Annotated in this window: 16 protein-coding genes; 11 read left to right on the forward strand and 5 right to left on the reverse strand. The window is 37.5% G+C overall.

Annotation, left to right across the window (positions count from 1 at the left end):
• Positions 1 to 117: 117 nt before the first annotated feature.
• From OM074_RS01385 to OM074_RS01410, 6 genes are all read left to right on the forward strand, one after another.
• Positions 118 to 2,541 carry a DUF5916 domain-containing protein gene (locus tag OM074_RS01385; protein WP_301197479.1) on the forward strand — a complete coding sequence of 808 codons (2,424 nt, stop codon included), beginning with the start codon at positions 118 to 120 and terminating at the stop codon, positions 2,539 to 2,541.
• Positions 2,542 to 2,626: 85 nt separating this feature from the next.
• Entirely contained in the window at positions 2,627 to 3,022 is a 396-nt protein-coding gene (locus tag OM074_RS01390) for a bacteriohemerythrin (protein ID WP_301197480.1), read from the forward strand.
• Between the two features lie 102 nt (positions 3,023 to 3,124).
• A complete protein-coding gene (locus tag OM074_RS01395) occupies positions 3,125 to 3,328 on the forward strand; it encodes a hypothetical protein (RefSeq protein ID WP_301197481.1) in 204 nt (67 codons plus the stop codon).
• Between the two features lie 5 nt (positions 3,329 to 3,333).
• Positions 3,334 to 3,903: a hypothetical protein gene (locus tag OM074_RS01400; protein WP_301197482.1), complete on the forward strand. Its 570-nt coding sequence runs from the start codon at positions 3,334 to 3,336 to the stop codon at positions 3,901 to 3,903.
• A 192-nt stretch (positions 3,904 to 4,095) separates the two neighbouring features.
• On the forward strand, positions 4,096 to 5,586 hold the full coding sequence (locus OM074_RS01405; RefSeq protein ID WP_301197483.1) for a dihydrolipoyl dehydrogenase family protein: 1,491 nt from the start codon (positions 4,096 to 4,098) through the stop codon (positions 5,584 to 5,586).
• 13 nt (positions 5,587 to 5,599) lie between these two features.
• Positions 5,600 to 6,739 (forward strand): serine hydrolase domain-containing protein, encoded by a 1,140-nt coding sequence (locus OM074_RS01410; RefSeq protein WP_301197484.1) that lies wholly within the window; start codon positions 5,600 to 5,602, stop codon positions 6,737 to 6,739.
• A 55-nt stretch (positions 6,740 to 6,794) separates the two neighbouring features.
• Here OM074_RS01410 and OM074_RS01415 read toward each other — a convergent pair whose 3' ends face one another.
• The 4 genes from OM074_RS01415 to OM074_RS01430 form a co-directional block, all read right to left on the reverse strand.
• Complete coding sequence (locus OM074_RS01415; protein ID WP_301197485.1) at positions 6,795 to 8,696, reverse strand: amidophosphoribosyltransferase; 1,902 nt, start codon at positions 8,694 to 8,696, stop codon at positions 6,795 to 6,797.
• Positions 8,697 to 8,826: 130 nt separating this feature from the next.
• Positions 8,827 to 9,282: an SPOR domain-containing protein gene (locus tag OM074_RS01420; protein WP_301197486.1), complete on the reverse strand. Its 456-nt coding sequence runs from the start codon at positions 9,280 to 9,282 to the stop codon at positions 8,827 to 8,829.
• A gap of 9 nt (positions 9,283 to 9,291) precedes the next feature.
• The gene (locus tag OM074_RS01425; protein ID WP_301197487.1) at positions 9,292 to 10,152 is read right to left on the reverse strand and encodes a universal stress protein; all 861 of its coding nucleotides are present in this window, start codon (positions 10,150 to 10,152) and stop codon (positions 9,292 to 9,294) included.
• Between the two features lie 446 nt (positions 10,153 to 10,598).
• Positions 10,599 to 10,943: an STAS domain-containing protein gene (locus OM074_RS01430; RefSeq protein WP_301197488.1), complete on the reverse strand. Its 345-nt coding sequence runs from the start codon at positions 10,941 to 10,943 to the stop codon at positions 10,599 to 10,601.
• 276 nt (positions 10,944 to 11,219) lie between these two features.
• Here OM074_RS01430 and OM074_RS01435 point away from each other — a divergent pair, with 276 nt between their 5' ends.
• Positions 11,220 to 12,371: a 1-acyl-sn-glycerol-3-phosphate acyltransferase gene (locus OM074_RS01435; RefSeq protein WP_301197489.1), complete on the forward strand. Its 1,152-nt coding sequence runs from the start codon at positions 11,220 to 11,222 to the stop codon at positions 12,369 to 12,371.
• Positions 12,372 to 12,446: 75 nt separating this feature from the next.
• On the opposite strand, the gene aspS is transcribed toward OM074_RS01435, so the two are convergent.
• Positions 12,447 to 14,204 carry an aspartate--tRNA ligase gene (gene aspS / locus OM074_RS01440; RefSeq protein WP_301197490.1) on the reverse strand — a complete coding sequence of 586 codons (1,758 nt, stop codon included), beginning with the start codon at positions 14,202 to 14,204 and terminating at the stop codon, positions 12,447 to 12,449.
• A 150-nt stretch (positions 14,205 to 14,354) separates the two neighbouring features.
• Between aspS and OM074_RS01445 the strand changes: the two genes are divergently transcribed.
• The 4 genes from OM074_RS01445 to OM074_RS01460 all read left to right on the forward strand — a co-directional run bounded on the left by OM074_RS01445 (position 14,355) and on the right by OM074_RS01460 (position 20,038).
• On the forward strand, positions 14,355 to 14,801 hold the full coding sequence (locus tag OM074_RS01445; protein ID WP_301197491.1) for a nucleoside deaminase: 447 nt from the start codon (positions 14,355 to 14,357) through the stop codon (positions 14,799 to 14,801).
• 37 nt (positions 14,802 to 14,838) lie between these two features.
• Positions 14,839 to 15,537 carry a DNA alkylation repair protein gene (locus OM074_RS01450; protein WP_301197492.1) on the forward strand — a complete coding sequence of 233 codons (699 nt, stop codon included), beginning with the start codon at positions 14,839 to 14,841 and terminating at the stop codon, positions 15,535 to 15,537.
• Positions 15,538 to 15,904: 367 nt separating this feature from the next.
• Positions 15,905 to 17,236, forward strand: a complete 1,332-nt coding sequence (locus tag OM074_RS01455) for a DEAD/DEAH box helicase (protein ID WP_301197493.1) — start codon at positions 15,905 to 15,907, stop codon at positions 17,234 to 17,236.
• A 99-nt stretch (positions 17,237 to 17,335) separates the two neighbouring features.
• A complete protein-coding gene (locus OM074_RS01460; RefSeq protein ID WP_301197494.1) occupies positions 17,336 to 20,038 on the forward strand; it encodes an MGH1-like glycoside hydrolase domain-containing protein in 2,703 nt (900 codons plus the stop codon).
• Positions 20,039 to 20,068: the final 30 nt, after the last annotated feature.

The following is a 20,068-nucleotide window of genomic DNA, read 5'->3' on the forward strand; positions in this document are numbered from 1 at the left end:
ATTTTTCTTGAACAAAATTTAATATCCTCAAACGTAGATCCGAACAATTTTAACTATTCAACTCAATTTCTGACTAAAAATGATTAATTTACGAGAAACATAACTAACAAACCTTTCATGAAAATATCCCTGTTCATTACAGCAATATTTATTACAACCTATAGTATAGCTCAAAACAAAAAAAGCATTGAAGCACTAAAAATATCCAAACCACTATCTATAGACGGCATTCTCGATGAAGACGTCTACTCAATTTCAATTCCTGCAAAAGACTTTGTGCAGCTACAACCAAACAATGGCAAGCCTGCACTTCAAAATTCGGAGGTATATATTTTTTATGACCAAACAGCGATCTATGTAGGAGCCATGTTATACGATGAACACCCGGATAGTATTTTTAATTATTTAAGCAGCAGAGACAACATTGGGTTATCCGACTACTTTGGGATATATTTTGACCCCTACAACCAAGGACAGCTCGCCTATGGTTTTTTCATCAATCCGGCAGGTGTACAAACCGATATAAAAGCTATTAAAACAGACCATGATTATGAAGACGAAAGCTGGGATGCTGTTTGGCACAGTGAAACAAAAGTCACCGATAAAGGTTGGGTAATTGAAATGAAAATACCCTATTCGAACCTACGTTTCCCCGACCGGAACATTCACACCTGGGGTTTAAACATGTTTCGTAATATCAGAAGGTACAACTCCAATAACTCCTGGAGTTTTATAAACAAGCAAATATCCGGTTTCATTCACCAACAAGGCGAATTAACCGGCATTAAAAACATAAAGCCCCCATTACGGCTATCATTCACCCCCTATGCCGCCACTTATATAGAAGCATCTGGTGACAAAACCAACCCGGAGGTGATTTACCGTGGCGGGCTAGATGTGAAATACGGGTTTAACGAAAGCTTCACACTCGATATGATGCTGATCCCGGACTTTGGCCAAATCCAATCTGACGATAAACAATTAAACCTGTCTCCATACGAATTATATTATGACGAACGACGACAATTTTTCACAGAAGGAACAGAACTTTTTAACCGGGGCGATATATTTTACTCGAGAAGAATTGGAGCAAAGCCAAAATTTGCAGACAAAGCTGAAGATAGCTTAAACGAAAATGAAATTATAGTTTACAACCCTAGTTCAACCAGATTAGCTAATGCCACTAAAATTTCGGGTAGAACCACTAATGGGTGGGGCTTCGGATTCCTAAATGCCATGTCGTTAGCGGCCGAATCTGAAATAAAAGACACTATTACCGGCATCAAAAGACACCTCGAAGTCCAGCCATTTACAAACTACAATACAATTGTCATTGACAAAACTTTAGAAAACAACTCATACATAAGTCTCATCAACAACAATATGACTATGGCAAACACCCCCTTCCGGGCCAACGTTACTGCTACAGAATTTGCACTACGCGACAAAAAGAAAAGATACTCTCTCAACGGAAAAGGAGGAATAAGCAACCGCAAGAATGAAAGTCATTTGGTAGAAAACGGAGGCTTTGCCAATATTGAAATAAAGAAAGATAAGGGAAATTTCATCTATGGCATTGAACAGGAATTTCTCTCAAAAAACTACAATCCTAACGATATGGGATATTTGAAAAGAAATAACAGGTTAAATACTGAAATTTCAACGGAATATGCAATCAGGGAACCCTTTGGGATAATCAGAGAAATTTACACCGGTTTTGATGCTGAATACAACAGAATTGTAGACCCCGGGGACAAAATCAATCATGAATTAGGACTCTGGACTTTCATCAGATTCAAAAACAACAGTGTTATCAATCCCAACATTAGTTATTCATCAAAAACCAATGATTATGACGAAACACGCGTAGAAGGAAGGTATTATTCAAAATCCTATCATATCTCCTACAACTTTTATTATCAATCAGATTTCAGGAAGAAGTTTTACTATAACTTCTTCATAGGTGGATTTAACCATCCCAACACCGACGAAAACAGCAGCTGGATAGGCTTAGGCCTGGATACCCGTCCCAACCAACACCTACGGCTTGAATACGATATTAATTTCAGGTTTGATAATAACGACAATGGCTTTGCAGACCTTTCCGATGACGAAGCAGTGATATACTTTGGAAAGAGAAATGTAGAAACCATTGAAAACGAACTTGAGATTGACTACACCTTCAACAACAAGCTAAGCCTGGCTTTTAGGGCTCGCCACTATTGGTCGGCAGTCGCCTACAAACAGTTTTTTCAACTTCAGGACGATGGATCACTAAAAAACAATGTAGATTACAATGAAAACAACGACAGCAATTATAATATTTTTAACATAGACACTACGTTAAAATGGCACTTTGCTCCCGGATCGGAACTATCTTTGGCATGGAAAAACGAAATATTCAATGAAGAATCCAACCCAATTTATGGTCTGGAGAATAATTTTAAAAACACTTTCGAATCTTCTGCTACCAACACATTCTCTATTAAAATATTATACTACATAGATTTTCAACACATTAAAAACCTATCAAAAAATTAACTATTTTTAATAGCAATAATGTTGAACATGTCCGTGTCCGTATTGTTTCTTTCCAAATAATTCAGACAAAAAAAAACAAAACATTATGGCTATTATTAAATGGAACGAATCTTACAACCTAAACATTAAAATCATCGACGAACAACACAAAAAACTCGTTGACATGATAAACGAATTTTACCTGGAAATTCAAAACAAGTCAAGCAATGAGCTTATTGGTGACCTCATTAAAAAAATGAAGGAATACATCAGTTTTCATTTTAAAACAGAAGAAGAACTTCTTGAAAGGTCGGGATATAAAAACCTTTTGGAACACAAAGTAAAACACAAGGAATTTACTGACAAAGTGGCCAATTTGGAGGAACGGTTTTTAAACGGAAGGATGGTCCTGTCTTTTGAGATTACAAACTTCCTGAAGGATTGGCTGATCACCCACATACAGAAATCAGACAAGGATTATGTTAGTTCGGTTTTAAATTAATAAACAGTACCATTTACCGGTTAAACAACTCCATAAAATTCACATTTAGGTTTTATTTATTTAAATTAGGATCACATTAAGAACAACTTAAACATCCAAAAAATGAAAAAACTAATCGTACCTGCATTGCTCCTGGGCCTATTTACTGTAGGCTGTGGAGGCAAAAAAGAACAAAAAACTGAGGACTCCGAAACTAAACAAGCAATTGAAAAAATTGAAGCAGAAGCAAAAAAGATTGAAGCAGAAGCCATCAAAATAGAAGAATCGGCAGAGAAATTAGATGATTTATTAAATGACTTAGAATAGAAACTATGAAAAACATTATAATTCGCTCCGTATTTTTTTTATTGGCATTTTCTCTAATTTCAGGAGCAGCAGTTGCCCAGCAAGAAAAAGGCAAAGGGAAAGAAAAAATTGAAAAGGCATTAAAAAAAGGAAAAGATAAAACAGAAGAGAACTTTAACAAAGCAAAAGATAAAGTAAAAAAAGAGAAGGAAGAACACCATGATGATGTAGAAAAAGCTTCTGAAAAAGCTAAAGAGGTAAAAGAAAAGGCAGGTGAAAAATTAAAAGAAGGTCATGCTTATGGAAAAAACAAAGCAGAATTGACAGGAAAAGAGTTTGGCCAGGAAAGAGCAAGACAAGCAAAAATACTAAAAGAAGAAAAGAAAGAAGAACTTAAAAACTCCATTAGCAAGGGTGAAACAAAAGCAATAGAAGCCAAAGAAAAAATCAAAAAAGCAAAAGACAAATTAGAAAAGGAAAAGAAAGACTTATCTGAAGAAGAATACAAAACGCGGAAGGAAAAAATTGAGAAGGCAGAAAAAGGTCTAAAAGATCTTGAAGAAGATCTTAAAAAAGCGAGCACTTCAAATATTTAATTCTCTTTGATATAAAAACTGCCCCCAAAAGGCAGTTTTTTTTTATTACAGATTCTTTGATATTGACCCACAATCCCCTATTTTAGATTAAACAAATACCGTTAAAACAAGCCATAATAAAAACTTTATCATAAAGGTAAATGTTAAAATATGGCGAGTCCCAAATTTCCATAATTATCAAAACACAAACAGATGAAAGATTATGATTTAATAATAATTGGCTCAGGCCCTGCCGGTTTTTCTTCAGCCATAAGAGCCCTCGATTTTGGTTTAAACATCTGTATTGTGGAAGGATCGCATATAGGGGGAGCAGGAATCATGAACGGGGCTTTAACCTCCAAAACCATGTACGAACTTAGCATGGACTACTCTGTAGCAGCCAGAACTGACAGGGGGTATAGATCGGGAAGTTTAAGCGTAGATTTTAAGGAAGTAATCAAAACAGTTATTCATGCTGCAAAAGAAAAACAATACCAGATCCTTAGCCAGATAGAAACCTTTTCAGAAGAAAAAAACGGCAAAGGGTCGCTGACACTTGAAAAAGGATGGGCTAAATTTATTGATACCCATACCATATCAATAACAAACAAAGACTCCTCTAAAAGACTAACCGCAAAAAACTTTATCATAGCCACCGGTGCCAAGCCAAGAAAAGCCCCGGGACTGGAAATTGATCACAAAAGGATAATCAATTCTGAGGACATACTTAACCTGAAAAAATTTCCGGAACGAATGCTTATTATCGGATCCGGAATTATTGGTTGTGAATTTGCCACCATCTTCAGCAACTTTAAACAAACAGAAGTCCACCTGTTAGACAGGGCAAAAAGGGTATTGCCATACGAAGATAATGATGTAAGCGAATTTGTTTCTAAAAACCTGGAAAATAATGGTGTAATCATCCATCAAACCGCAAATCTAAGAACCATAAAAAAACATCCGGAACACCTTGAGGTTATTTTGGATTACGAAGCAGGGAACAGCATGGTTATAGAAGTTGACGTTGCCCTGGTTGCCATAGGAAGGGTTGCCAACACAGATAAACTGGGACTAGAAAATGCAGGGTTAAAAACAACAGAAAGAGGCACCCTGGAAATTGCCGACCATTGCTGCATTAAAGAAACTGAACACCAACCCCATATTTATGCAGCCGGAGATGTAACAGGTCACACCCAACTCTATAGCGTGGCAGAATTTCAGGGCAGGTTAGCGGCTGAACAAATTGCCGATACGCCATGCTACCCTCTCGATTACAGCCACATGTCTACGCTCATGTTCTTCAAACCAGAATTGGCATCAGTGGGACTAAACGAAAAGCAGTTGCGTGCCCACAAAGTTCCGCATAAAGTTGCTTATTACTCAAACAAGCTAGTAAATCGCGCAATTGCCATGCGAAACACCAATGGATTTGTAAAAATAATAGTAAGTAACGATGATCAGCGCAAAATACTAGGCATGAGAGCAGGCGGCCCGCAAGCTTCGGCTTATATTGTTTCAGTTGCCCATCTGATTAACCAGGGCAACTCACTGCAGGAAGTGTTAAAAATATTCTATCCTCACCCAAGTTTAGCTGAGGGCATCCAGGAATGCCTGAGAACTTTGAGCGGAAAATCAATCTATAAACCCGAAGCATTTCCTGACCTGATTACTTTTAAAGAATGGAATCCTGAAGAACCTGAATAAAAAACATCAGAATATGCTTAAACAATTCAGAATTATATTGATAATATTGCTTTTGGGCTTTATATATTTCTCTACGCCCAATTATGTAAAAAAATCAATCATATATCTATTCCCCGGGATTGAGGATTATACAATATTTGCAAACAGGGAGGTAGAAGCAGGCAAATACAAACCCTGGTATATTGCCAAAGATTATATGCAACACACACTACAACCAAACGAAAGAGACACCCTGGAGCTCTACGAATCGGTGGCATATATTATTATTCAAAACGACTCTATTATTTACGAAGAGTATTGGGATGATTATAACGAAAATTCACTTTCAAACTCCTTTTCTGCCTCTAAGAGTATTGTGTCATTATTAATTGGTGCAGCAATTCAGGATGGGCTTATTAAAGACGTGAACGAGCCGGTCACCAATTATATACCGGAATTTAACAATACAGCCTATAATAAATTATGCATCAAGGATCTTTTAACCATGAGTTCCGGACTAAACTGGAAAGAAAGCTACAGCAACCCATTTTCAATGACAACAGAAGCCTACTATGGGGATCATATAAATGAATTAGCATTAAGTCTTAAACCAATAGAAGTCCCCGGAGTTGAGTTTAAATATTTAAGCGGAAACACTCAGTTACTGGCTATTATTGTAGAAAATGCAACAAAAAAAACACTTTCAGAATATTGCTCTGAAAAAATATGGAAACCCTTAGGAGCAAAACACACAGCCCTTTGGAGCCTGGATAAAGAAAACGGAAACGAGAAAGCATACTGTTGCCTGAACAGCAACGCCCGTGACTTTGCCCGTATTGGCAAAATAATTATGAACAAAGGGAAAATTAATGGTGTTCAAATATTTCCCGAATCCTTTATTTCAGAATCTATTACCCCAGCCCACTATCTTATTGATTCACAAACAAAACAGCCTGTTGATTTTTATGGCTACCAATGGTGGCTTATCCAATCAGGCAGAGATACCATACCATACGCACGGGGAATTTATGGGCAATATATCTTTGTATTAGAAAAAGAAAACGCCATTGTTGTTCGCCTGGGGCACAAGCGCAGTTCTCAAAAAGTAAACCATCACCCTTCTGAAACCTATACATACATCAATACAGCAAAGCGTATTTTAGCCGACAGATAACAAAAACGGCCGTTCATTTATTGAACAGCCGTTAAAATATATCTTACTTTAATCTTTAGTACGCCCTGGCATTACGCCCTTCAACAAAGTTGATAAAAGATGTATTAACCACCTTGTTACCTCCTGCTGTTGGATATCTACCTGTAAAGTACCAATCTCCGTTATCATTTGGACAAGCCTTATGAAGATTTTCAATAGTTTGATACACCACCTCTACTTCAGCATCAATATTGTGGGGTGTTAACATCTCTGCAATCTTGGCAGAAACCTCCTCTACTGTAAATGGCTTATAAATCTCCCTAACGTAGTTTACAATTTCTTCTTTAGGCAAGAATTGCTGTTCTTTACATTTTTTATAAACATCATCAATTACCGATTGCATACCCCTTTCCTTCAACAACGCTATGGCAGCCTGAAAAGCACAGAAATCCCCTAACTTGGCCATATCTATCCCATAACAGTCCGGATATCGAATTTGAGGAGCCGAAGATACAATAATAATCTTTTTAGGATGTAGCCTGTCTAAGATCCTCAGGATACTTTTCTTTAAGGTTGTCCCCCTAACAATAGAATCATCAATAACAACCAATGTATCCTCATTATTTTTAACAACGCCATAAGTAACGTCATATACATGGGCAACCAAATCATCCCTGCTTTCGTCATCGGCAATAAAGGTCCTCATCTTAACGTCCTTTATGGCCATTTTTTCAACCCTCGGTTGAGTATGTAAAATTTCTGAAAGCTGTTCCTCTTTTGCATCCGGCCCCAGTTCCAGAATCTGCTGAACTTTTCTCTGGTTCACCTCGTTCCGAACACCTTCCACCATACCATAAAAAGCAGTTTCTGCAGTATTTGGAATATAAGAGAAAACGGTTTGCTCAATATTGTAGTTTACTTTTTCTAAAAGAATTGGAGCCAGTAACCTTCCCAACTCTTTCCTTTCTTCGTAAATAACTTTATCATTTCCCCTGGAAAAATAGATTCTCTCAAAAGAACACGAACGACGTTCCTGCGGAACCCTTATCAGCTCTTCTTTAACATCACCATTTTTCTTCACTATCAATGCATGACCCGGCTTCAGTTCCTGAACATCATTAAAACCAACATTCATAGCTGTTTGGATCACTGCCCTTTCAGATGCAATAACCACCACCTCATCATCATAATAATAAGATGCCGGACGAATCCCCCATGGGTCGCGTGTAACAAACGCATCTCCATGACCAAACATACCTGCAATCACATAGCCTCCGTCCCATCGTTTGCTGGATCTTTCCAGAACTTTTCTCACATCAAGATTTTCTTCAATCTGGTGAGAGATATCCCTGTTGGCGTAACCTTCATTTTTGTATTGACGGAACAGGTACTGATTTTCTTCATCAAGGAAATGCCCTACATTTTCAAGGATAGTAACCGTATCTGTAAAATCTTTAGGGTGCTGCCCCAGATCTTCAAGATTTCTAAAAATCTCATCCACATTAGTGAGGTTGAAATTACCTGCCAAAACAAGGTTTCTTGAACGCCAGTTATTTTCCCTCATCACAGGATGCACATAATCAATACTATGCCTGCCAAAAGTTCCATAACGAAGATGCCCCAGGTACAGTTCACCACAAAAAGGCATATGCTCTTTTGCCCATTCCGGGTTTTTCACCAATTCAGGCTTAGCCCCTTCAACCTTATCCAGGCGAGCGTGAATATCATTAAACACTTGTTGAATTGGGTTTGCCTTGTTTGACCTGGATCGGGAAAGATATCTGCTCCCTGAGTGCTGATCAATTTTTAAGCTTACAACTCCTGCACCATCCTGCCCTCTATTGTGTTGCTTCTCCATTAATAAATAGAGCTTGTTCAGTCCATACATCCATGAACCATACTTCTCTTTATAATACTCTAATGGTTTGCGTAATCTTATCAACACAAAACCACATTCATGCTTAATCTGATCGCTCATAATATTTTTAAGAGACTAACTATTTTAAGAAAGCGCAAATTTATTCTATTTTTTTGGCTTACCCAACACTCATAAGGTAAAAAGGGTTAAAATAAAAAACGCCCCCTAAAACAGGAAGCGTTCATATATTCTATTTCAAATTCGACATTTGTATATTATCCACAGGAACCGGGTAGCAGCTTGGAAACTCTTTTTTAAGCTCCCTGTACAATTGCAAAGATTCACTTTTACTCCTGAAATCACCTACCTGAATCCGCCAGAAGGGTGCTTCATACATAAGGTAAATCTTTTCTTCGGGAAATAACTCCAACACTTTAGCCTTTACCTCTCCTGCTTGTTTTTTAGCATCTTTCCCCGATCCAAGAAAAAGCTGAATCCTGAAACCATCCACACCTCCGGCTCTCTTATTGCAATCAAGGTGAATTCCTACTAAATCCTGAATATCCTCTGGTTGCGAAATACTTAAAAACCCCTCTCCTTCTTTCTGTTCTGACAGGTTACTAAAAAACTCTTGCCCCGACTTGTTTTGTGCTACCGCAAAAGAACAAACAAAACCTACTATAATCACAAAAACAATCCTGATCATTTTCTCATTTTAATATTTAGCCTGCAAATATAATGATTCTTTTGTTGGGACAGCCAATACCGGACAAGCAGACTCATTAATCAATTGATTTGCAAAAGGCTTTATTAAGTTTTCAAACGGATTTGATGAATGCCATACATTAGTAGCAATAATGTCTCCATCAACCTCTTTTGTGTAATTCATTAACATCTCTGCTTTTGACCTGCCACTTAACACTGTTGATTCAACCTTTAAATCAGTTTTTTTCTGAATATATCTCACAGTTTGTTTTACGATAGCATTTATCCTTGGAAGCAAAAGGTTATACCCACTATCTTTTAAACCCACCACATATATTTTGGCATTAAATAGTTTTGCCATTGCAACTGTTGCCGGTATTTTTTGGCGACTGGACCCATTGATACCAACCGGCAATACTACTTTATCAATACCATTCCATTTTTTGTTTGGCTGGATGGTTAAAACAGGAACTGTACAACTATGAACCATCCGATAGGCATTACTTCCTATCCACTTATCCTCAAAGCCGGAAGCACCATGCGTTCCCATAACTATCAGGGCAGCATCATCATATTTGGCCTGGTTTGAAACCTCCATAATCACATTTCCTTCCCTAACCTTATAATCAAAAACACCTCCGGGTACATTATATTTATCCTTTCGCTTTTTAATAATATCTTCTAACCAATCAGCTACATTATCATTCAAAATATCGTCCGTGCTCTTATCCGAATATTTATAATATACCTTTTTTGTTTTTACATGCAGAATTCGGAGATTGGCATTTAATTTATTTGCAATCTGTATTCCGTATTCCAATGCATTTAATGAATTATCAGAAAAATCAATAGGAACTAAAATTTTGGTCATGATTAAGTCTTTTTTATTTAATGATACCCAACTTTGTGCTCATAAGATACGGATAGTTTTATAAAATTGTTGTCTTCTGCTCCCAAAAAAATTTTATGTTCATCATGTCCCAAAAATGAAAAATACCGGAAAAACAAAGTCTGACGACTTATATTTCCCGGCATCAATCAACACAACACAATCTTTAATATTTTAATTTGAAAAACACCGAGAGTTACATTTGTGGGGACAAATATTCGCAACTCCCGGCATCAATCAACACAACACTCTAAAATTTTCCGCTAAAATAGTTTTTTAAAATTATCATTGATAATAAATCAAACAATAATATCTAAAAATCCAGATACTTTATTACTATACTATACTTGTGAAGGCTTAATTTGCCGGAAGCTGCTTCTGTGGGGACATAACGCGAGCTTCCGGCTTTATCAACACAACACTATTTTTTACGCCATCAACAAATCAGATGAAAATGGCTTAGGAATATCACAAAAGAAAAACAGATGGTCAACCTTGGCAGAACGAAGCATCTTAAACACTTTTTCCTTGACATTAAATAAACTAACCTGCCCCTTATTCATTTCCGACAATCTTTGTCCGGCTATAAGAGCATCAATGGTAGCTGCACTAATTTCATTTACCTGAGCAAAATCAACCATTATATTAGAAAACGGATGGGTTAACTTTTGAATAAGTTCATTTTTGAACTCCACAGAATCTATTGACTCTTTATTTCTGGCCTCATCGAAAGACACCAATACTGTATTTTGGTAAGTTTTAATCTTAATCATAAACTTGCGTGTTTGTGTTTCGAACCACAAATACCAAAGCCCATGCCACTTTTTCACACACACTGATTTTCAACACATTAACTTCACAACACTTTAAATTATTGCTGTTTTTTGGAATTTATTCCATAATATGGATTTTGTTCATTATATGTAATTACTATAAACAATACGCTATTTTTAGCACAAAAAAACGCGCAACAACGCCTTAAAAACACCAAAGAATTTCTTATATCGAATGATTGTAATAATTTTGTAACAAATTTTTAAAAGCATAAAATGGTAACAGACCAAAAATTCGATTCCATACGTCCATACAGGGACCATGAAATGAAAGAGGTATTTGAGCAGTTGATGAAAGAAGAATCGTTTAAAAGATTACTCCTGTATTTATTTCCACAAATTCCCATAGATAGCTTTACAAACAAACTATTGTCTTTAAAAACAATAAAGGAATTTCAGATTGAAATTATCTATCCCTTTATTAAGGACATTATTAAAAAAACCACCCATGGCTTATCTTGTGAAGGACTGGACAAATTAGATCCCTCAAAAAGCTATATCTTTATCTCCAACCACAGAGACATAGTTTTAGACTCTGCCTTTTTAAACATATTGCTCCACGACCACAGCCACGACACTTGCGAAATTGCCATAGGTGACAATTTACTAATATACCCATGGATTACCAAACTGGTAAAACTAAACAAATCGTTTATTGTAAAAAGGAATTTACCAGCCAGGCAGATGCTGATGAGTTCAAAGCTTTTATCAGAATATATTCGTTACGATATAACAGAACGCAACTCAAGCATTTGGATTGCACAAAGAGAAGGACGATCAAAAGACGGTGACGACAGAACCCAGTCAAGCCTCTTAAAAATGCTTGACTTGAGTGGGAACAGGAATTTCGAGGAAAGCTTTAAAGAATTACAGATTGTTCCTATAGCCATTTCATACGAATACGACCCCTGCGATTACCTTAAAGCTCACGAAGCCTTACTAAAAAAAGAAAATCCCGATTACAAAAAAACCCAGGAGGACGACCTGAAACACATGGGCGCCGGCATTAAGGGAAGAAAAGGAAGAGTACATTTTAAAGTTGGAACTCCAATTAAAAACGAACTAAAGCCACTTGCAGCTCTTGATAAAAACGAACAAATTAGTGGACTTGCGGAGTTAATTGATGAACAAATCCATAACAACTATAAACTATGGCCAGGCAATTTTATAGCCGCAGATATCATCAATGCTAACAACAACTTCAAGAACAAATACACAAAGGAGGACGTAGTTACCTTCCACGAGTACATCGACGAACACATCTCCAGACTAGACAAAAGCGCAGATGCCGTTTTTATTAAAAACACTTTAATGGAAATGTATGCAAATCCTGTTAAAAACTTTTATAAAGAACTATCCAGGATTTAATTTATCATAGAAATTCAAATCAAAAAAGGCGATTTCCAAAATATGGAAATCGCCTTTTTTCATATCCAGTATTTCTTATTTCCTAATTTCTTTAAGAGAAATACTTAATTCATCCAATTGATCTTTAGCGATTGGCGAAGGAGAATCAATCATCACATCCCTTCCTGAATTATTTTTTGGGAACGCAATAACATCCCTAATAGAATCAATTCCTGCAAATAGCGAAACCAACCTATCAAACCCAAAGGCAACACCTCCATGAGGCGGCGCACCATATTTAAAGGCATTCATCAGGAATCCAAACTGACTCTCTGCCTCTTCTTCTGTAAAGCCTAACAACTGAAACATTTTATGCTGCAATTCATCATCATGAATTCTGATAGAACCTCCCCCTATTTCAACACCGTTTATAACAAGGTCGTATGCATTTGCCCTAACTTTCCCCGGCTCAGCATCAAGCATTTCAAAATCTTCTTTTTTGGGCGACGTAAACGGGTGATGCATGGCATGATACCTTTCTGATTCTTCATCCCATTCCAACAGCGGAAAATCAACCACCCACAAAGGAGCAAATTTATTCTTATCACGAAGCCCCAATCGCGCGCCCATCTCCAAACGAAGTTCACAAAGAGCATTTTGGGTCTTAGCCTTTGCTCCGGCTAAAATCAATAACAGATCTCCAGGTTTGGCATCAAATTTTTCTGCCCAATTCATAAGTGCAGCCTCATCAAAAAACTTATCAACTGACGATTTAAATGTACCATCCGTGTTATACTTTACATATACCAGCCCCTGGGCCCCAATTTGAGGCTTACGAACAAAATCAGTCAGTTTATCAAGCTCTTTTCTTGTATATGATGCACATCCTTCCGCACAAATTCCACCAACATACTCCGCGTCTTCAAACACCTTAAAACCACAACCTTCCATCATTTCTTTCATCTCAACAAACTTCATGTCAAAACGAATATCAGGCTTATCCGAACCGTAATACTTCATGGCCTCATCAAAAGGCATCTGAGGAAAATCATAATCAAACTCAACATCTTTAATCACCTTAAACAAATGCTTGGTCATACCTTCAAAAGTCGACAACACATCCTGCTGCTCTACAAATGCCATTTCGCAGTCAATTTGTGTAAACTCCGGCTGACGATCTGCTCTTAAATCCTCATCCCTAAAACATTTAACTATTTGAAAATAGCGATCAAAGCCTGCTACCATCAACAATTGCTTAAACACCTGCGGAGATTGTGGTAAAGCATAAAACTCTCCTTGATTCATCCTTGAAGGTACGATAAAATCACGAGCTCCTTCCGGAGTTGACTTAATTAAGACAGGCGTTTCTGTTTCAATAAAATTTTGTTGATTTAAAAAGTTACGCACTTCAAAACCCAACTTATGTCGCAACTCAAGATTTTTTCTGACAGGGTTACGGCGTAAATCCAGGTAACGATATTTCATCCTCAATTCATCACCCCCATCAGTTTCGTCTTCTATTGTAAACGGAGGCAACTCCGAAACATTTAGCAACTCAAAAGCATCAACCAGAATCTCAATATCCCCGGTTGGAATTTTTGTATTTTTATTACTTCTTTCGGCAACCTTACCGGTCACCTGAATTACATACTCCCTTCCTAACTTACGCGCCTTTTCACTCAAATCCTTTCTTGATTCAACATCCAATACCAACTGGGTAATTCCATATCGGTCTCTTAAATCAATAAAAGTCATTCCTCCAAGGTTTCGAACTTTTTGCACCCATCCACTAAGGGTCACTTCTTTATTTACATCTTCAAGCCTAAGCTCTCCACAAGTATGCGATCTGTACATTATAGTTGTTATTTTATTATCTCAAAATTATTTTTTAACCCGCTTATTATTTAATTATTTTCGAAAAATAAACTACTGGTTATTTTAACATGCGAAAATATAAAGAAATTAAATAAATCAAGTCTATTTACACTAATATAAAATCAAAAGATGACGAAAATCAATTTCTCAGACGAATATTTTATGCAACAAGCACTTAACGAGGCTAAAAACGCACTTCACAAAGATGAAATCCCGGTTGGCGCAGTGGTGGTTTGCAACAAACAAATCATTTCAAGGGCACACAATCTTACCGAAACACTGAATGACGTAACAGCTCATGCCGAAATGCTGGCAATAACAGCTGCTGCCGAATTCTTAGGTGGAAAATACCTTAACGAATGCACACTGTACGTCACCCTTGAACCCTGTACCATGTGCGCTGGCGCTTTAAGCTGGTCGCAAATTGGAAGAATCGTTTTTGGAGCTTCCGACACAAAAAGAGGTTTTTCAAGACACACACCCCCCGTTTTACATCCAAAAACAAACGTAATTAGTGGTATTTTAGAAAAAGACTGCTCTTTTTTAATAACAAACTTCTTTAAAAATAAAAGATAAACTTTTTATACTCCTCAACTTTTCTTATTTTTACCTTATGAATTTTGAGAATATTTATACTGAATTAGAAAAGTGCGGGACGGATCAAAACAGAAAAGTTTATGCACAGCATGGAGCTAAAGGTGAACTATTCGGAGCAAGCCTTGAAGACTTAAAAAACATCAAAAGTAAAATTGTTTCATCTGAAGGAGAAAAAGGCATCAACCAGCCATTGGCAAAAAAACTCTGGAATACAAGAAACATTGATGCCAGAATACTGGCATGTATGATTGCTGACCCCACAAGAATAACCCGCAACGAAGCAAACAAATGGATCGCTGAAATAAACTACTTTGTTATTGCTGATCATTTTGCGGAGCTAATTGCCAAAACCAGATATGGACAGGACATCATGTATCTATGGATTCAATCTCCTGACGAATATATAAAAAGGGTTGGCTTTGACATTTTAAGCTATTTTGCCAGAGAGGATAGTTCTAAAAGCGATTTATTCTTTAAAGCCTTTATCTCAAAAATAAAACAAGAAATACAATTCTCACCAAACAAAGCAAAAGAGGCCATGAACAATTGCCTGATTGCCATAGGTGGAAGATCAGAAAAATTAAAAGATGAAGTAATCAGAGCTGCACGGATAATAGGTCCGGTAAAAATTGATCAGGACCTAACCTCTTGCAAAACATTTATTATAGAAGAGTACCTGGAAAATATCTGGAGTAAAAAAACATCAAAGGTTTAATATATCAACTCATCTACCCCAAACAAACCAACCAATTCATCACTCACAGAACAAAACCTACTGACCTTTACCGTAACCATGCATTATTATAGTTTAAACAGTTTGATTATTAGAGATAATTTTCAAACTGTTTTTTTTTAGGATTCCGACTATTCAATAGATTGTTAGATTTTAGATAATAGACATTAGACTGATTTACAATTCGCTCAAAATCAATAAGATAATAATCCTGCATAAATTATTCAATATATTTAGAATCAGCACATTATAAAAATTTAACGAACTAATGACTATTACATTTTATAGTTTATTAGCCCTTTTGCAATTATCATCTTATCTTTGCCCCAAACATTAAAATATCACGGTTTTGAAATTTTCAGATTTAAATTTAAACACACCCCTTTTAAATGCCATTAGCGAAACGGGACTTACCGACACAACCCCTATTCAGGAAGAAGTATATCCTGTAGCCATGTCGGGAAGAGACATTGTGGGGATTGCGCAAACCGGAACAGGAAAAACAATATCATACATACTTCCTATTTTAAGAAACTTAAAATTCAGCAAACAGCGTCATCCCAGGATCCTGGTACTTGTACCAACCCGCGAACTTGTTGAACAGGTTGTGGGTGAGTTTGAAAAATTAACCGAATATATGACCGTGCGAATCGCCGGCGTTTATGGAGGAACAAACATCAACACCCAAAAACAAGCTGTTTACGATGGCCTGGATATACTGGTAGGCACTCCCGGACGACTTATAGACCTGGCTCTTACCGGAACCCTCCGATTCAAGTCCATCCAAAAGTTAGTAATCGATGAAGTTGACGAAATGTTAAACCTGGGTTTTAAACCCCAGATTGAAAGAATCGTTGACCTGTTGCCGGAAAAAAGGCAGAACCTGATGTTTTCTGCAACGCTAACTTATGATGTTGAAGAGCTAATAAACCACTTCTTTTACAACCCTGTAAAAATAGAAGTAGCCCCTGCCGGAAAACCAGTAGAAAAAATATTCCAGTCAGCCTACCAGGCACCTAATTTTTACACAAAGATCAACCTTTTGCTTTACCTGCTTGACGTAAACCATGGAATGGACAAGGCATTAATCTTTGTAAAGAGCCGACAAATAGCCGACATATTATACAACAATCTGGAAGAAATATTTGAAGAAGAAGTTGGAGTTATCCATTCCAACAAATCGCAAAATTTCAGATTCAGAATGGTAAATGAATTTACCGAGGGCAACCTGAAATTACTGATTGCAACTGACTTGATTGCCAGAGGTCTTGACATCAGCAACGTTACACACGTTATTAACTTTGACTTACCTGATGAAGCTGAAGCCTATGTACACAGGATTGGCCGTACAGGTAGAGCTGAAGCAGAAGGGAATGCGATAGCCTTTATCAACGATAAAGAACAGGAAATGTGGCATAAGATTGAAAAATTGACAGGCTCCAAAGTTACAATCGACAAACTGCCACCCGATGTGGAGATTTCAGAACTTGCTTTAGATACTGAAACACCAGAAATTGCAGGAAAGACTTTAATAAAAACACCTAAAATAGATGCAACTAAAGGCTCGGCATATCATGAAAAAAAGGAAAAAAACAAAAAAGTAAACCTTGGTGGATCGTACAGAAGAAAACTAGCCGCAAAATACAAGAAACCGAAAACAAGAGGACAAAAAAGAAAATAAACAAATTAATAAAATTTGTTAATCTCGGCCCAATATGGGTTTCTTCATGAAATATGTTGTATTTTTCGGTGGCATCAAAAACAATTGTAAGCAACAAATATGAACACTGAAAGAAAACGTCTAGAAGATTGTTCAACCCAGAATATAGAATGGAAGAAATGGGGACCATATCTTAGCGAAAGACAGTGGGGAACCGTTAGAGAGGACGATGGATCAACAAACAATCCCTGGCTATCGTTTACCCATGATCAATCCAGATCAAGAGTATACCGATACGGGGAAGACGGAATTGCCGGGATTAGCGACGACAAGCAACACTTATGCTTTGCACTGTCGCTATGGAATAAAAAAGATCCTATTTTAAAAGAGCGCCTTTTTGGGCTCTCCGGCCCCAAAGGAAACCACGGCGAAGATGTTAAGGAGTATTATTTCTACCTTGACTCTACGCCCACGCACTCATACATGAAATATTTGTATAAATATCCATTGAGTGAATTCCCTTACCTGGAACTGGTAGACACCAACGGGAGCAGAACAAAGAACGACTTTGAGTTCGAGCTCCTTGACACCAAAGCTTTCAACAACAGCAACTACCTTGATGTTTATATTGAATATGCAAAAAAAAGCACCGAAAACATCCATATAAAGATCACTGCATACAACAGATCTAAAGAAGATGCCAATGTAGTTTTTCTCCCTACCCTCTGGTACAGAAACACCTGGTGGAATTACAAAACTACAGAACCAAGCATCAAGCTTTTGGACGACAATTCAATAATTGCCCAGGATGATAACTTAGGCAGTTATGTGCTTAGCACAGAATTAACACCATTATGGCTGTTTACCAACAACGAAACCAATTATAAGCGACTTTACGACACCCCCAACCCTTCACCATTTGTAAAAGATGCTTTTAACGAATTTATTGTAAACCACGATACAGAAGCCATAAACCCGGAGCAACACGGAACAAAGGCTGGAGCCATGTTCGATATTACTATTCCCGCCGGCGACAAAATTGAACTTCGAATGGCTTTAAAGTCCACATCCACTCCAAAACACTCATTTAATACTTTTGAGGAAAGGATGGGGATCCGCAGAAAAGAAGCAGATGAGTTTTACGAAGACATCTACCCGCCAAATACATCAGAGGATGAAAAAAGGGTTATACGACAAGCCTTTGCAGGAATGCTATGGACCAAACAATATTACGAATTTGATGTTTCAGAATGGCTTAACGAATACAAAGGAGGCCCACGCCACTCCCTGCGCAATCACGACTGGGAACATTTAAAAAACAGCGACATTATAAGCATGCCAGACAAATGGGAATATCCATGGTATGCCGTTTGGGATCTGGCGTTCCACACCATACCCATAACAATGGTAGATCCGTATTTTGCTAAAGAACAGTTAACACTCTTCTTAAAAAAGAACTATCAGCATCCTAACGGACAAATCCCGGCTTACGAATGGAGCTTCAATGATGTTAACCCCCCGGTACATGCTTACGCCGTAATTACTCTATACAAAAACCTGAAACAAATGCTCAACATTGTTGACAAAGAGTTTTTGAAGGAGTGTTTTGATGGTCTCGATAGAAATTTTCAATGGTGGATCAACCACAAAGACCCAACATCCAAAAATGCGTTCCAGGGAGGATTTCTTGGGCTTGACAACATTGGTGTCTTTGACAGGAGTCAATCATTACCCACAGGCGGACACATTGAACAGTCGGATGGCAATGCATGGATGGCTCTGTACGCACAAAACATGCTTGAAATAAGTCTGGAGTTAATCATACAGGGGTATGACGAATACAAGGAAAAGGCAGTAGATTACTACAACCACTTTCTTGAAATTGCTTCGGCAATGGACAGAATAGGAGATAATGAAGACGAAATGTGGGATGAAGAAGACCAGTTTTTCTACGATGTACTTCGCTTCCCAGATGGTAGCGCCACAAGACTTAAAGTTCGGTCGTTGGTTGGGTTACTTCCCATGTGCGCCTCTACAGTTTTGGAGCCTGAGCACTTAAAACTGCTTCCTAATTTTGCAAAGCAATATCAGTTTATGATAACGCGCACCAAGCGATTATCAAAAACAATTGCCAACCCTATGGAGCCCGGAAAAAACAAAAGAAGGTTGCTCGGTATACTAAATGAAAACAAACTCAGATCCGTTTTAAAGGTAATGCTCGATGAAAATGAATTTTTAAGCGCATACGGCATCCGTTCCCTTTCTAAACATCATGAAGAAAATCCTTATGTTTTCAAATGGAACGATGAGGAATTTACAGTAAAATATATTCCCGGGGAATCTGACAGCTCCATGTTTGGGGGCAATTCCAATTGGAGAGGACCCATCTGGTTCCCGGCTAACACAGTAATCATAAGGGCTCTTTACCAGAACTACGCTTATTACGGGGATGACTTTAAAATCGAATGTCCAACAGGCTCCGGCAACATGATGACATTAATAGAGGTTGCTCAGGAAATTATCCACCGCCTGGAAAAGATATTTTTAAAAGACGAAAATGGTTACAGGCCGGTTTACGGTTGGTATGAAGAGTTCCAAAAAGACAAACATTGGGAAAATAACCTACTTTTTTATGAATATTTCCATGGAGATAACGGAGCTGGCATCGGAGCCAGTCACCAAACCGGTTGGACCGGCATGATTGCTTACCTGATGGTAATGTTCCGCACCTATAACTTCCAAAAGTTAATGGAAAAAGCACACTGGGACAAGGACACTCAACTTAACAAAACAGAAAAAGAGGACAACAACCTCAACGAATAAAATTTAACAAATAAGGGGGCATATAAAAAA

Source organism: Plebeiibacterium marinum (assembly GCF_026013615.1).
Taxonomy (GTDB): Bacteria; Bacteroidota; Bacteroidia; order Bacteroidales; family Marinilabiliaceae; genus Saccharicrinis; species Saccharicrinis marinus_A.

Excerpts from the sequence above, each read along its gene's own strand:
- OM074_RS01385 (WP_301197479.1), top strand. The coding sequence starts at position 118 with ATGAAAATATCCCTGTTCATTACAGCAATATTTATTACAACCTATAGT.
- OM074_RS01400 (WP_301197482.1), top strand. The coding sequence starts at position 3,334 with ATGAAAAACATTATAATTCGCTCCGTATTTTTTTTATTGGCATTTTCT.
- OM074_RS01395 (WP_301197481.1), top strand. The coding sequence starts at position 3,125 with ATGAAAAAACTAATCGTACCTGCATTGCTCCTGGGCCTATTTACTGTA.
- OM074_RS01435 (WP_301197489.1), top strand. The coding sequence starts at position 11,220 with ATGGTAACAGACCAAAAATTCGATTCCATACGTCCATACAGGGACCAT.
- OM074_RS01450 (WP_301197492.1), top strand. The coding sequence starts at position 14,839 with ATGAATTTTGAGAATATTTATACTGAATTAGAAAAGTGCGGGACGGAT.
- OM074_RS01410 (WP_301197484.1), top strand. The coding sequence starts at position 5,600 with ATGCTTAAACAATTCAGAATTATATTGATAATATTGCTTTTGGGCTTT.
- OM074_RS01430 (WP_301197488.1), bottom strand. The coding sequence starts at position 10,943 with ATGATTAAGATTAAAACTTACCAAAATACAGTATTGGTGTCTTTCGAT.
- OM074_RS01420 (WP_301197486.1), bottom strand. The coding sequence starts at position 9,282 with ATGATCAGGATTGTTTTTGTGATTATAGTAGGTTTTGTTTGTTCTTTT.
- aspS (WP_301197490.1), bottom strand. The coding sequence starts at position 14,204 with ATGTACAGATCGCATACTTGTGGAGAGCTTAGGCTTGAAGATGTAAAT.
- OM074_RS01415 (WP_301197485.1), bottom strand. The coding sequence starts at position 8,696 with ATGAGCGATCAGATTAAGCATGAATGTGGTTTTGTGTTGATAAGATTA.
- OM074_RS01390 (WP_301197480.1), top strand. The coding sequence starts at position 2,627 with ATGGCTATTATTAAATGGAACGAATCTTACAACCTAAACATTAAAATC.
- OM074_RS01445 (WP_301197491.1), top strand. The coding sequence starts at position 14,355 with ATGACGAAAATCAATTTCTCAGACGAATATTTTATGCAACAAGCACTT.
- OM074_RS01460 (WP_301197494.1), top strand. The coding sequence starts at position 17,336 with ATGAACACTGAAAGAAAACGTCTAGAAGATTGTTCAACCCAGAATATA.
- OM074_RS01425 (WP_301197487.1), bottom strand. The coding sequence starts at position 10,152 with ATGACCAAAATTTTAGTTCCTATTGATTTTTCTGATAATTCATTAAAT.
- OM074_RS01405 (WP_301197483.1), top strand. The coding sequence starts at position 4,096 with ATGAAAGATTATGATTTAATAATAATTGGCTCAGGCCCTGCCGGTTTT.